The following is a 15284-nucleotide window of genomic DNA, read 5'->3' on the forward strand; positions in this document are numbered from 1 at the left end:
ATCAGGCTTCGCTGTCGCCAAGCGCCAGTTCGATGAGGTTTTCGAGGTCCATCTCCGCGATCGCGGAGTCGGCGTCCGGGCCGCCCCCGCTGTCTCGGGGGCCGTCCGCGGGCGTGCCGTCGCCGGACGCGCCTGCCGCCAGGGCCAGCAGGGCGTCCATCAGCCCGGCGTCCCTGAGGCGGGACAGCGGGATCGACGCGAGGGTCTGCCGTACGCGGGCTTCGTCCGGGCTCCCGCCGGGGTGGGCTCCGTCCGCTCCCCCGGGGAGCAGGTCGCCGAGCAGCCGGTCGGTGAGCGCGCCGGGGGTGGGGTGGTCGAAGACCATCGTCATCGGCAGTCGCAGCCCCGTCGCGGTCCCGATCCGGTTGCGGAGTTCGACGGCGGTGAGCGAGTCGAAGCCGAGGTCCCTGAAGGCGCGGTCGGGTTCGACCGCGTCCGTACGCGGATGGCCGAGTACGGCCGCGGCCTCCTTCTGCACCAGTTCCAGCAGCAGCTCGTACCGGTCCTCCGGGGTGCCGGCGGAGAGCTTCCGTACGAGGTCCGAGGCGGCGGGCCCGCCCCGGTCCCCGCCCGTGTCACCGTCGGCTTCAGCGCCGTCGAGCGCCGCCCGGGCCTCGGGGAGGTCGGCGAGCAGCGCGCTCGGACGGCCGATGGTGAAGGACGGTGCGAACCTCGGCCAGTCGACGTCCGCCACCACCACGGTGGTCTCGTCTCGGTCCATGGCGAGCTGGAGTGCCGAGACCGCGAGGTCCGGCGCGAGCGAGGGCAGTCCGCTGCGCCGCAGGTATTCCTCGGCCCCGCCGTCGGCGGCCATGCCGCCTCCGGCCCAGGGGCCCCAGGCGACGGCGGTCGCGGCGAGCCCCCTGGCCCGGCGGTGCCGGGCGAGCGCGTCGAGGAAGGCGTTGCCCGCGGAGTAGGCGGCCTGGCTGCCGCTGCCCCACACTCCGGAGACGGACGAGAAGAGGACGAACGCGTCCAGCTGCCGGTCGGCGAGCAGCTCGTCCAGGTGGACCGCGCCGGCGACCTTGGCCGATACGACGGCCGCGAGTTCCGTCGGGCTCGTGTCGGCGACGGCGGAGAACTGCGGAAGGCCCGCGGCGTGCACGACGGCGGTGAGCGGTGCCGGGTCGTCGGCGAGCCCGTCCAGCAGGTCCGCGAGGGCCGCGCGGTCCGCGACGTCGCAGGCCGCGATCGTGGTCCTGGCCCCCAGTGCCCGGAGTTCGGCGGCGAGTTCGCGCGCCCCTTCGGCCGCCTCGCCGCGCCTGCTGGTGAGCACCAGGTGCTCGGCGCCGCCCCGGGCCAGCCAGCGGGCGGCGTGCCCGCCGAGCGAGCCCGTGCCGCCGGTGATCAGTACGGTGCCGCGCGGGTTCCAGGCGCCGTCGGTGGCGGCCGTGCCCCGGGGCATCCGGGCCAGCCGGCGGACCAGGATCCCGGAGGCGCGCACCGCGATCTGGTCTTCGCCGGCGGCATCGGCGAGCAGGTCGGCCAGCCGGGCGAGTGCCCGCTCGTCCGGGGCCGCGGGGAGGTCGACCAGGCCGCCCCAGCGCTGCGGGGTCTCCAGTGCCACGGCCCGCCCGAAGCCCCAGACGAGGCTCTGGAGCGGCCGGGTGAGCGGCTGGGCGCCGCCCACCGACACCGCACCGCCGGTGACGCACCACAGCGGCGCGTCCAGCTCCAGTGCTCCCAGGGCCTGCACGAGCGCGACGGTGGCCGTCAGGCCGGTCGGCAGGCCGGGGTGGGCGGGGTGCGTCCGCTCGTCGAGCGCCAGCAGGGACAGGACGCCGATGACGGGTCCCGCGTCCCCGGCCGCCGCCTCGCGCAGCAGCCCGACGAGTGCCGCGCGGTCGGCCGCCGGGTCGGCGACGGTGACGCACAGCGGTTCGGCGCCGCGGTCGCGCAGTGCGCGGGCATAGGGCTCGGCGGCCCCGGCGTCCGGAGCCACGACCAGCCAGCTGCCCGACAGGGGTTCTGAGGACGGGGCCGCGAGCGGCTGCCACACCTCGTGGTAGCGCCAGCCGTCGAGCGTGGACCGGTTGCGGCTCTCCTCGCGCCAGGTGGCGAGCGCGCCGACCAACGAGTCCAGCGGAGCCCCCGGCTCCACGCCCAGCCGTTCGGCGAGGGCCTCGGACCGCCCGCTCTCGACCGCCTGCCAGAACTCCGCTTCCGCTTCGTTGTCGGATCCGGACGGGTGGTGCGAGGGCACGCCCGGGGCTGCGGCCGTTTCGAGCCAGTAGTGCTCGCGCTGGAAGGCGTACGTGGGCAGGTCGATGCGTCGGGCGCCGCGACCGGCGAGGACGGCCGTCCAGTCGACGGGTATCCCGTGGACGTGGAGATGGGCGAGGGCGGTGGTGACCGCCACGTCCTCAGGACGGTCGGCACGCAGCACCGGGACCACAGCGGGGCCGCCGTCGAGGACGGCCTGGGCCATGGCGGCCAGGACACCACCCGGCCCGATCTCCAGGAAGGTGTTCACCCCTTCCCCGGCGAGGGAGGCGACCGCGTCGGCGAAGCGGACGGCCTCACGCACGTGACGCACCCAGTAGTCGGCGGTGCGGAACTCCTCCCCCGTCACCGGGAGACCGGTGAGGGTGGAGACGACCGGCACGGTCGGGGCTCCGTAGGAAACGTTCTCGGCGACCTTGCGGAAGTCGTCGAGCATCGGGTCCATGAGGGGCGAGTGGAAGGCGTGCGAGACGGTCAGCGCCTTCGTCTTGCGGCCGTCGGCCGACAGCCGGTCCACGACCGCCGCCACCGCATCCTCCGCGCCCGAAACCACCACGGCCGACGGGCCGTTGACGGCAGCGATGCCCGCACGGTCCTCGAACCCGGCCAGCAGCTCCCGTACCTCTTCCTCTGAGGCCTCCACCGCAACCATCACGCCCCCGGCCGGGAGGGCCTGCATCAGCCGGCCACGAGCCGCCACCAGAGCCGCCGCGTCCTCCAGCGAGAACACACCCGCCACATGGGCGGCCGCGAACTCACCCACCGAATGCCCGGCCACGAAGTCCGGCCGGACACCCCAGGACTCCACCAGCCGGAACAGCGCCACCTCGACCGCGAACAATGCCGGCTGCGCATAACCGGTCCGGTCCAGCAGTTCGGCGTCCTCGCCGAAGACGACCTCCCGCAACGAGCGGTCCAGATGGCCGTCCACATGGGCGCACACCAGGTCGAACGCATCCGCGAACACCGGGTAGGACGCGTACAGTTCGCGCCCCATTCCGATCCGCTGACTCCCCTGCCCCGAGAACAGGAACGCCGTACGGCGGTCCGCCGGGCGGGCGACGCCCCGTACCAGGTCTGTCGCCGTCTCCCCCTTGCTCAGGGCCTCCAGGCCGGCCGAGAGTTCGGCCGTGGTCCGGCCGAGCACCACCGCGCGGTGTGTCATCGCGGTGCGGGACTCGGCCAGGGAGAGGGCCAGGTCCGCCGGAGCGAGGCCCGCGTGGTTCGCGGTGTGGGTCAGGAGGGTGTGTGCCTGGGCCCGCAGGGACGCCTCGTCCTTGCCGGACAGCGTCCACGGCAGGCAGTGCTCCGCGGCAGGCGTACCGTGGCCGTCCTCTGCGGCGGGCGCGGTCGCCGGGGCCTCCTCGATGACGGTGTGGGCGTTGGTGCCGCTCACACCGAAGGAGGAGACCGCCGCCCGTCGCGGGCGGCCGTCGGCCGCCCAGGCCACCGGTTCGGTGAGCAGGCGTACCGCGCCCGCCGACCAGTCGACGTGCGGCGAGGGCTCGTCCACGTGCAGGGTCTTGGGCAGCATGCCGTGCCGGAGTGCCATGACCGTCTTGATCACGCTCGCCACACCGGAAGCGGCCTGGGTGTGGCCGATGTTCGACTTGAGGGAGCCCAGCCACAGGGGCCGGTCGTCCGGCCGGTCCTGCCCGTACGTGGCCAGCAGCGCCTGCGCCTCGATCGGGTCGCCGAGCGCGGTGCCGGTGCCGTGGGCCTCGACCGCGTCCACGTCGGCGGTCGACAGCCCCGCGTTCGCGAGCGCCTGCCGGATCACGCGCTGCTGCGCCGGACCGTTCGGGGCGGTGAGGCCGTTCGAGGCGCCGTCCTGGTTGACGGCGCTGCCCCGCACGACCGCGAGTACCGGATGGCCGTTGCGCTGTGCGTCCGACAGCCGCTCGACCAGCAGCATGCCGACGCCCTCGCCCCAGCCCGTGCCGTCGGCCGCGGCCGCGAACGGCTTGCAGCGGCCGTCGGCGGCCAGGCCGCGCTGGCGGCTGAACTCGACGAAGGCGTTGGGGCTCGACATCACGGCCGCGCCGCCGACCAGCGCGAGCCCGCACTCGCCCTGGCGCAGGGCCTGGGTGGCCAGGTGCAGGGCGACCAGCGAGGAGGAGCAGGCGGTGTCCACCGTCATGGCGGGCCCCTCCAGTCCGAGGGAGTACGCGATGCGGCCCGACATGACGCTGCTGGAGACGCCGGTGAGCAGGTGTCCCTCGACGCCGTCGGGCAGCTCCCCGGGGCCGGCGCCGTATCCCTGGTAGCCGGAGCCGATGAAGACACCGGTGCGGGTGCCGCGTACGGAGGAGGGCGCGAGCCGGGCCCGCTCCAGGGCCTCCCAGGCCGCTTCCAGGAGCAGTCGCTGCTGCGGGTCCATGGCGAGGGCCTCGCGCGGGGAGATCCCGAAGAACGTGGGATCGAAGTGGCCGGCGTCGTAGAGGAACGCGCCCTCGTTGACGTAGGTGGTGCCGGGGTGTTCGGGGTCCGGGTCGTACAGGGCGTCGAGGTTCCAGCCGCGGTCGGCGGGGAAGGCGGACACGGCGTCGACGCCGTCCACGAGCAGCTGCCACAGCTGTTCGGGCGAGTTCGCGCCGCCCGGGAACCGGCAGCTCATGGCGACGATCGCGATGGGCTCGTCGGGGGTGGCCGCCGTGCGCTCCCCCGGGGTGGCGGCGTCGGCGCGGGCGGTGGCGGGGCCGTGGCCGGAGAGCTCCGAGGTGAGGTGGTCGGCGAGGGCGTCCGCGTTGGGGTGGTCGAAGACCAGGGTGGTCGGCAGTCGTAGCCCGGTGGCGGCGTTCAGCCGGTTGCGCAGTTCGACGGCGGTGAGCGAGTCGAACCCGAGGTCCTTGAAGGACCGGTCGGAGGCCACCGCGTCCCGGCCCGGGTGTCCGAGCGCCCTGGCCACCTCGGTCCTGACGAGGTCGAGCAGTGCCCGGCGGCGCTCCGGTTCTGTGAGGGTGGCGAACCCGGTGCCGGAGGAGGACGCCGTGGTGTCGGGCCGGCCCGCGCTGCCCGCGCTCGGCCCGGTCCCGGCGAGGGCCTTCCGCGCCTCCGGCAGGTCGGCGAGGAGCGGGGCGGGTCGGGTGACGGTGAAGGCGGGTGCGAACCGGTCCCAGTCGACGTCGGCGACGACGACCGTGGTCTCGTCGTGGTCCAGGGCCCGTTGGAGCGCGGCGATCGCGGTGTCCGGGGACATCGGCGGCAGGCCGCGTCGGCGCAGGTGCGCTTCCGCTTCGTCGTCGTCCGCCATGCCGCCGCCGGCCCAGGGTCCCCAGGCCACCGACGTGGCGGCGAGGCCGTGGGAGCGGCGGCGCTCGGCGAGTCCGTCGAGGAAGGCGTTGGCGGCCGAGTAGGCGGCCTGCCGGCCGCTGCCCCACACTCCGGCCACGGACGAGAAGAGGACGAAGGCGTCCAGCGGCCGGTCGCCGAGCAGTTCGTCGAGGTGGGTGGCGCCCGCCACCTTGGCGGAGACGACGTCCGCGAGGTCGCCGAGGGCCAGGGTGTCGGTGGGCGCGAACTGCGGCATGCCGGCCGCGTGCACCACCGCCGTCAGCGGATACCGGTCCTCGGGAAGCGACCGGAGCAGGCCGGCCACCTCCTCCCGGTCGGACACGTCGCAGGCCACGATCGTGACCTTGGCCCCCAGTTCCTCGATCTCGTGGGCGATTTCCGCCGCTCCGGGGGCGTCGGGGCCGCGGCGTCCGGTCAGTACGACGTGTTCGGCGCCGCGCGCGGCCACGTACCGCGCCACCCGCGCGCCCAGCGCGCCGGTGCCTCCGGTGATCAGCACGGTGCCGCGCGGCTGCCAGGCCCTGTCGGCCGGTACGGCACCGGTGAGGGCGCGCCCCAGGCGTCGGACGAAGGTCCCGGACGGCCGGATGGCGATCTGGTCGTCGGCAGCGGATGCGGATGTGGCAGCAGGCGCGGGTGCAGGTGCGGACAGTACGGACACCAGGCGGCGTGCCGTCCGTTCGTCGGGCGCACCGGCCAGGTCGACCAGTCCGCCCCAGCGCTCCGGGAACTCCAGGGCCACCGAGCGGCCGAGGCCCCAGAGCATGCCCTGGCCGGGGCTGGTCAGCGGGTCCGACCGGCCGACCGTCACGGCTCCCGTGGTCACGCACCAGAGCGGTGCGGGCACCTCCGCGTCGCCCAGCGCCTGGACGAGCAGGGTGGTCTGGGCGAGGCCGGTGGGCAGCTGCGGGTGGACGGGGTGCGGGTCCTCCACGAGGGCGAGCAGCGACAGGACCCCGGCGGGGGCGGTGTCGGCGAGCTCCCGGCGCAGGCGTCCGGTCAGCGCCGCACGGTCCTCGTCGGCGCGTACGACGAGCGGCACGGGATCGGCGCCGTGGCGGGACAGGGCGGCCGTGACGGCGGCAACGGTACGGTCGTCCTCGGCGCCCGCCGGGACGACGAGCAGCCAGGCGCCGGTCAGCTCGGCCGTCTCCCGGCCGGTGAGCGGCTTCCACGAGGTCCGGTAGCGCAGCGCGTCGACGAGGGACTCGTCCCGCTGCCGGCGCCGCCACCGGGACAGTGCAGGCAGTACGGAGCTCAGCGGGGAGTCCCCGTCCACGTCCAACTGCTCGGTGAGTGCCGCCAGGTCCTGGCTCTCCACGGCTTCCCAGAATCCGGCGCCCGCGGGGTCGGCCGAGAGGGATCCGGTCTCCTGCGGGTCGGCGGGGAGCAGCCAGTACGGCGTGCGCCGGAAGGCGTAGGTGGGGAGGTCTACGGGCCGGGCGCCGCGTCCGGCGAAGACGGCGGTCCAGTCGACGGGTACGCCGTGGACGTGGAGGTGGGCGAGGGCGGTGGTGACGGCCAGGTCCTCGGCGCGGTCGGCGCGCAGGAGCGGGACGGTGACCGCGTGCCCGTCCAGGGAGTCCTGGGCCACGGAGGTGAGCGCTCCGCCGGGTCCGACCTCCAGGAAGGTGCGGACGCCCAGATCGGCGAGGGAGGCGACGGCGTCCGCGAAACGGACGGCCTCACGCACGTGACGCACCCAGTAGTCGACGGTGCGGAACTCCTCCGCCGACACAGGGAGGCCGGTGAGGGTGGAGACGAGCGGCACGGTCGGGGCTCCGAAGGAAACGTTCTCGGCGACCTTGCGGAAGTCGTCGAGCATCGGGTCCATGAGGGGCGAGTGGAAGGCGTGCGAGACGGTCAGCGCCTTCGTCTTGCGGCCGTCGGCCGACAGCCGCTCCACGACCGCCGCCACCGCATCCTCCGCGCCCGACACCACCACGGCCGACGGGCCGTTGACGGCAGCGATACCCGCACGGTCCTCGAACCCGGCCAGCAGCTCCCGCACCTCTTCCTCCGAGGCCTCCACCGCAACCATCACGCCCCCGGCCGGGAGGGCCTGCATCAGTCGGCCACGAGCCGCCACCAGAGCCGCCGCGTCGTCGAGCGAGAACACACCCGCCACGTGCGCGGCGGCGAACTCACCCACCGAGTGACCCGCCAGGAGGTCCGGACGGACACCCCAGGACTCCACCAGCCGGAACAACGCCACCTCGACCGCGAACAACGCCGGCTGCGCATAACCGGTCCGGTCCAACAACTCCGCGTCCTCGCCGAACACCACACCCGTCAGGGGACGTTCGAGATGCCCGTCCAAGGCCGCGCACACCGCGTCGAAGGCCTCCGCGAACACCGGGAAGGCCGCGTACAGATCACGCCCCATCCCCAGCCGCTGACTCCCCTGCCCCGAGAACAGGAACGCCGTCCGGCTGCCGCCGGCGGTCGCCGTTCCCCGCACCGTCTCCGTGCCGGAGGTCTCGCCGTGGGCCAGGGCCGTCAGCCCGCGGACCAGCAGTTCGCGGTCCGCGCCGATGACCGCGGCGCGATGCGGGAAGGCGGCGCGCGAGGTCGCCAGGGAGAGGGCGATGTCGGTCTCGTCGGTGCGGTGGTCGCCGGACTGGACGTGCCCGAGCAGGCGTTCCGCCTGGGCCCGCAGGCCGGTTTCGTCCTTCGCGGAGATCAGCCAGGGGACGGCCGTCCGCTGGTCCGCCCCGCCCCGCGGCCCGGCGCCCGGCTCGGGGCGCGTATCCTCCGCCCCTTCGGCGAGGGCCTGCTCGATGATGACGTGCGCGTTGGTGCCGCTGACGCCGAACGAGGACACGCCCGCCCGGCGCGGACGCCCGTGCTCCGCCCATTCCACCGGGTCGGTGAGCAGCTTGACCGCGCCCGCCGACCAGTCGACGTGCGGCGACGGCTCGTCCACGTGCAGGGTCCGGGGCAGGACGCCGTGGCGCATCGCCATCACCATCTTGATCACGCCCGCGACGCCCGCGGCGGCCTGGGTGTGACCGATGTTCGACTTGACCGTGCCCAGCCACAGCGGGCGGTCCGTCGGGCGGTCGTTGCCGTAGGCCTTCAGCAGGGCCTGCGCCTCGATCGGGTCGCCGAGCGTCGTTCCCGTTCCGTGGGCCTCGACCGCGTCGACGTCACCGGCCTCCAGGCCCGCGTCCGTCAGTGCCTGCCGGACGACGCGCTGCTGCGCGGGCCCGTTCGGGGCCGTGAGCCCGTTGGACGCGCCGTCCTGATTGATCGCCGAACCCCGTACGACGGCCAGTACCCGGTGGCCGTTGCGGCGGGCGTCGGACAGGCGCTCCACCAGCAGCATGCCCGCCCCCTCGGCCAGGCCGGTGCCGTCGGCCGCGGCCGAGAAGGCGCGGCAGCGGGCGTCCTGGGACAGTCCGCGCTGGCGGCTGAAGCCGATGAGTGCGCCCGGGGTCGACATGACGGTGACGCCGCCGGCCAGGGCCAGGTCGCACTCGCCCCGGCGCAGGGACTGCGCCGCCAGGTGGAGGGCGACCAGGGACGAGGAGCACGCGGTGTCCACCGTCACCGCCGGCCCCTCCAGGCCGAAGGTGTAGGAGAGCCGGCCCGAGACGACGGAGGCGGAGTTGGCCGTGAGGAGGTGCCCCTCCAAGTCCTGCGTCAGGTACTGGGAGAGGCCGACGGCGTAGTCCTGGCCGTTGGTGCCGGCGAAGACTCCGGTGCGGCTGCCGCGCAGCGTGCCGGGGTCGATGCCGGCCCGCTCGAACGCCTCCCAGGCGGTCTCCAGCAGCAACCGCTGCTGCGGGTCCATGGAGAGGGCCTCGCGCGGGGAGATCCCGAAGAATTCGGCATCGAAGTCGCCCGCGTCGTGGAGGAACCCGCCTTCCCGGACGTAGCTGGTGCCGGGGTGGTCGGGGTCCGGGTCGTACAGCGCGTCGAGGTCCCAGCCCCGGTTGACGGGCAGGCCGGTGATGGCGTCGGTGCCGTTGGCCACCAGGTCCCAGAGGTCCTCCGGGCCGCGGACCTCGCCGGGCAGACGGCAGCTCATCGCGACGATGGCGACGGGTTCGTCGGTGTCGGCGCCGGGGAACCGGCCGGGGCCGGTGGAAGCGTCGGGCGCGGCCGTGACGAGGGCCGTGCCGGGGTGGCCGCCGGGAATCTCGTCCAGGAGGTGCCCGGCGAGGGCCGAGGGAGTGGGGTGGTCGAAGACGACGGTGGCGGGCAACCGCACTCCGGTCGCGGTGGCGAGCCGGTTGCGGAGTTCCATCGCGGCCAGGGAGTCGAAGCCCAGTTCGCGGAAGGCCCGGCCGGGGTCGATGGCCTCGGGGGCGGAGTGGCCGAGTACGGCGGCGACCTGGGTGCGCACGAGGGCGAGGACGGTGTCCCGCCGTTCGGCGGCCGGCAGCGCGGCCAGCCGGGAGAGTTCCGCGGAGTGGCCGCCGGGGCCGGGAGCGGTCTCCGCGGAACGCCGGGCGGCCGTGCGGATCAGCCCGCGCAGCAGGGGCGGTACGGGGTTCGCCGCCGCCTGGGCGCGCAGGGCGGCCAGGTCGAGGCGTACGGGGGCCAGGGCCGCGTCGTCCAGGGTCCGGGCGGTGTCGAGGAGTCGCAGGCCTTCCGCCGTGCCGAGCGGGACGAGGCCGGCGCGCGCCATCCGGCGCAGGTCGCCCGTCTCCAGGCGGGTCTGGTCGCCGCGCTCGTCCCAGACGCCCCAGGCGAGGGAGGAGGCCGGGAGTCCCTGGGCCCGGCGCCGGTGGGCGAGGGCGTCGAGGAAGGCGTTGCCCGCCGCGTAGGCGGCCTGTCCGGCGCCGCCGAGGGTACCGGCGAAGGAGGAGAAGAGGACGAAGGCCGAGAGGTCCAGGTCGCGGGTGAGCTCGTGGAGGTTGAGTGCGGCGTCGACCTTGGGCCGCAGGACCCGGTCGAGGTCTTCCGGGGTGAGGGTGTCGGCGAGTCCCCCGGCCACCACGGCCGCCGCGTGGACGACGGCGGTGAGCGGCCGGTCGGCGGGGAGGCCGGCGAGGAGGGCCGCCAGGGCCTCGCGGTCGGCGGCGTCGCAAGCGGCGATGGTGACGGTGGCGCCGAGCGCGGCGAGTTCGTCGCGCAGTGCGTCGGCGCCTTCGGCGTCGGGGCCCCGCCGGCCCGTGAGGACGATGTTGCGGACGCCGTGGGTGGTGACGAGGTGCGCGGCGACGAGCCTGCCGAGCGCGCCGGTGCCTCCGGTGATCAGCGCGGTGCCGTGGGGGTCCAGGTCGCGGCCGGGGGCGGTCCCGGTGGTGACGGGTACCCGTGCCAGCCGGGGTACGGACATCCGGCCGGCGCGCAGCGCCAGCTGGGGTTCTCCGGTGGCGACGGCCGCGGGGAGGCGGCGCAGGGAGTCCGGCTCGCCGTCGGTGTCCGCCAGGATCAGGCGGTCCGCGTGCTCGGACTGGGCGGAACGGATCAGGCCCCAGACGGGGGCGTGCGCGGGCCGTGTCCGCGGTGCGCCGTCCTCGGCTCCGCTCGGGACCGGGACGGCGTCTCGGGTGAGGACGACCAGCCGGGAGGAGGCGAAGCGTTCGTCGGCCAGCCAGGCCTGGACGAGGGCGAGGGTGGCCTGCGCGGTGGCCCTGACCGTATCGGCGTCGGAGAGGTCGGAAGCGTCGGAAGCGTCGGAAGCGTCGGAAGCGTCGGAAGCGTCGGAAGCGTCGATGGGGAGTACCGCGGCCACGGTCCGGGGCACCGGCGCGCCGGCCCCGATCGCTTCGGCGAGGGCGGCCAGGTCCGGGTGGACGTCCGGCCGCGGGCCCGCGCCGCGCAGGGCGTCGGCGACCGCGTCGGCATCCGCCCGCGGGGTGACTCCGACGACCGCCCAGTGAGTCGTGGTGCCGGGCGCGGTGTCCGCGAGCGGCTGGGTGGGCCAGTCCACGCGGTAGAGGGACTCGTGGTGGTCGGTGAGCGCGGACCGCAGGTGTTCCTCTCGGACCTCGCGGAAGGTGAGCGTGCCGACGGTGGCCACGGCCCGGCCGCTGCCGTCCGTGGCGGTGACGGCCACGGCGTCGGCGCCGACCGGTGTCAGCCGGACCCGCAGCCGGGTGGCTCCGGTGGCGTGCAGCCGTACGTCCTCCCAGGAGAAGGCCATCCGTCCGGTTCCCATGTCGCCGAGCGGGCCGAAGCCCACGCCGTGGAGGGCCGCGTCGAGCAGGGCCGGGTGCAGCCCGTACCTCGCGGCGTCGGATGACGGGGCGGTGGCGTCCGGGGGCAGGACGACCTCGGCGAAGACCTCGTCGCCGAGGCGCCAGGCGGCGCGCAGGCCCTGGAACGCGGGGCCGTAGGAGAAGGAGCGGGCGGCGAGCTCCCCGTAGAAGTCGGCGAGGTCGACGGGGGTCGCGCCGCCGGGCGGCCAGAGGGCCGGGTCCTGTACGGGGGGCTGGGCCCGGGAGGCCGAGGTCAGCACGCCGGTGCCGTGGCAGGTCCAGCCGTCCTCGGGGGCCGCCGTGCCGGGGCGCGAGTGGATGGTGAAGGTCCGGTCGCCCGTTCCGTCGGCCGGGCCGACCGCGACCTGGACGACGGCGCCGCCCCGCTCGGGCAGGATCAGCGGTGCCTGGAGGGTGAGTTCGGCGAGGGTGTCGCAGCCGACGTGGTCGCCCGCGCGGACGGCGAGTTCCACGAAGGCCGTACCCGGCAGGATGACCGCGCCGAGGACGACGTGGTCGGCGAGCCAGGGGTGGGTGTGCGCGGCCAGCCGGCCGGTCAGCAGCAGTCCGTCGGAGTCGGCGAGGCTGACGACGGCACCCAGCAGCGGGTGGTCGGAGGAGGCCAGGCCGAGGCCCGTGGCGTCCGCGGCGGCGGGCGGGGCGTCGAGCCAGTACCGCTCGTGCTGGAACGCGTAGGTGGGCAGGGCGACCCGGCGGGCGCCGGTGCCGGCGAGGACGGCCGCCCAGTCGACGGCGACGCCGTGGGCGTGGGCTTCGGCGGCGGAGCGCAGGAAGCGTTCGGTGCCTCCCTCGCCGCGGCGCAGGGTGCCGAGGGTGACGGCCCTGCCGCCGAGGTCATCGAGGGTTTCCTGGATGCCGATGGTGAGCACCGGGTGCGCGCTGACCTCGATGAGGGCGTCGTGCCCGTCCCGTACGAGGGCGCGGGTGGCCTCTTCGAACCGGACGGTCCGGCGCAGGCTGCGGTACCAGTAGTCGGCGTCGAGTCCGTCGGTCTCCACGAGCCCGCCGGTGACCGTGGAGTAGAACGGCACGTCGCAGGCGTGCGGGGTGATGTCGGCGAGGGCGTCGAGGACGCGCTCGCGGACGGCCTCGACGTGCGCGGAGTGGGAGGCGTAGTCGACGGCGATCAGCCGGGCCCGGACGTCGTCGGCGTGCAGGGCGTCGCGCAGTTCGGTCAGGGCGTCGCGGTCGCCCGAGACGACGGTCGACGTCGGGCTGTTCACGGCGGCGACGGACAGCCGCTCGCCCCAGTGCGCCATCCGGGGTGTGAGGTCTGCCGGCGGGAGGGCGACGGACAGCATTCCGCCCCGGCCGGAGAGCGCGGTCAGTGCCCGGCTGCGCAGCGCCACGACCTTCGCGGCGTCCGCGAGGGAGAGCGCGCCCACGACGCACGCGGCGGCGATCTCGCCCTGGCTGTGGCCGACGACGGCGGAGGGATGGACGCCGTGGGAGCGCCACAGTTCGGCCAGCGAGACCATGACGGCGAACAGGACGGGCTGGACGACGTCGACGCGGTCGAGGCCGGGGGCGCCGGGCGTGCCGCGCAGGACCTCCGTCGGCGACCAGTCGACGTGGGGTGCGAGGGCCTCCTCGCACTGGCGGAACCGCTCGCGGAAGGCCGGTGCGCCGTCGAGGAGTTCGACGGCCATGCCGATCCACTGGGAGCCCTGGCCGGGGAACACGAAGGCGACCTGTCGGGCGGTGGCGTCGGCGGTGCCGCGCACGAGGGCGGTTCCGGCGGCGTCGGGTTCCCCGTCGGCGAGGGCGTCCAGGGCCCGGTCGAGCCCGGCCCGGTCCGGGGCGAGGAGCACGGCGCGGTGGGGGAAGGCGGTACGGGTGGTGGCGAGGGAGTACGCGATGTCGAGGGCGTCGGGGTGGGCGGCCGGACCAGCGGTGGCGGCCGGACCCGCTGCGGCGGCCTGACCCGTGACGGGGGCCGTCGCCGGGTCCGCGCCGGGCCGGCGGGCGGCGAGGTGGGAGCGCAGCCGGGCGGCCTGTGCCGTGAGGGCGGCGGCGTTCTTGCCGGAGAGGGTCCAGGGGACGAGGGGAAGCCCGCTCCCGGCCGGCGCCGTGGTTCCGGGTTCGCCGCAGGGCGCGCCGGCCTCGGGGGCCGTTGCGGACGCGGCGCCGGCCGCGGCCGCGGCCCCGCCGCCGGCTTCGGGCCGTTCGGTGGGCGGGAGGTGCTGTTCGACGACGATGTGGGCGTTGGTGCCGCTGACGCCGAAGGCGGAGACGCCGGCGCGCCGGGGCCTGCCGGTGTCGGGCCAGGCGGCGTTGTCGGTGACCAGCGAGACCGCCCCGGCGGACCAGTCGACGTGCGGGGTCGGCTCGTCGGCGTGCAGGGTCTTCGGCAGCACGCCGTGGCGCAGGGCCTGCACCATCTTGATGATCCCGGCGACGCCGGCCGCGGCCTGGGTGTGTCCGAGGTTGGACTTGACGGAGCCGAGCCACAGCGGCCGGTCCGCCGGGCGGTCCTGGCCGTACGTGGCGAGGAGCGCCTGGGCTTCGATCGGGTCGCCGAGGGTGGTGCCGGTGCCGTGGGCCTCGACGATGTCCACGTCGGACGGCGACAGCAGGGCGTTGGCGAGGGCCTGGTGGATGACGCGCTGCTGGGCGGGGCCGTTGGGCGCGGTCAGGCCGTTGCTGGCGCCGTCCTGGTTGACGGCGGATCCCCGTACGACGGCCAGCACCGGGTGGCCGAGGCGGACCGCGTCGGAGAGCCGTTCGACGAGCAGCATGCCGACGCCCTCGGACCAGCCGGTGCCCTCGGCCGACGCCGAGAACGCCCGGCACCGGCCGTCGGGCGACAGGCCGCGCTGGCGGCTGAACTCGACGAAGGTCGTCGGTCCGGCCATCACGGTCACCCCGCCGGCGAGGGCCAGGTCGCACTCGCCGTGGCGCAGGGCCTGGACGGCGAGGTGCAGCGCCACGAGGGAGGAGGAGCAGGCGGTGTCGATGGTCACGGCGGGGCCTTCGAGCCCCAGGGTGTAGGCGATGCGGCCGGAGACCACGCTGCCGGTGTTGCCGGTGCTGACGTACCCCTCGATGCCTTCGGGCATCGCCGGGAGGCGGGAGACGTAGTCGTGGTACATGACTCCGGCGAACACCCCGGTGCGGCTGCCGCGCAGGGACAGCGGGTCCAGTTCGGCGCGTTCCACGGCCTCCCACGAGGCTTCCAGGACGAGGCGCTGCTGGGGGTCCATGGCGAGGGCCTCGCGGGGGCCGATGCCGAAGAAGGCCGGGTCGAACTCGGCGGCGTCGTAGAGGAATCCGCCTTCCTTCGCGTAGCTCGTGCCCGGGTTCCCGGGGTCCGGGTCGTAGAGCGCGTCGAGGTCCCAGCCCCGGTCGGTGGGGAAGCCCGATATCGCGTCGCCACCGGAGGCGACCAGGTCCCACAGGTCCTCGGGGGACCGGACGCCGCCGGGGAAGCGGCAGCTCATGCCCACGATCGCGATCGGTTCGCGGTTCTTGCCCTCGGCCTCACGCAGCCGCCTGTGCGCGTGACGCAGATCGACGGTGGCACGCTTGAGGTAGTCGCGGAGCTTGTTCACGTCTGTCGTCATCTGGGTTCTGTTCCTCAACGCGAAGGGA

1 protein-coding gene is annotated in these 15284 nt (G+C 75.2%); it reads right to left on the bottom strand.

The annotated features are described in order from the left end of the window. Position 1: 1 nt before the first annotated feature. Positions 2–15256 (bottom strand): type I polyketide synthase, encoded by a 15255-nt coding sequence (locus tag OG295_RS00510; protein WP_371674948.1) that lies wholly within the window; start codon positions 15254–15256, stop codon positions 2–4. Positions 15257–15284: the final 28 nt, after the last annotated feature.

Source organism: Streptomyces sp. NBC_01276, assembly GCF_041435355.1.
Lineage (GTDB): Bacteria > Actinomycetota > Actinomycetes > Streptomycetales > Streptomycetaceae > Streptomyces.

Excerpts from the sequence above, each read along its gene's own strand:
- OG295_RS00510 (WP_371674948.1), bottom strand. The coding sequence starts at position 15,256 with ATGACGACAGACGTGAACAAGCTCCGCGACTACCTCAAGCGTGCCACC.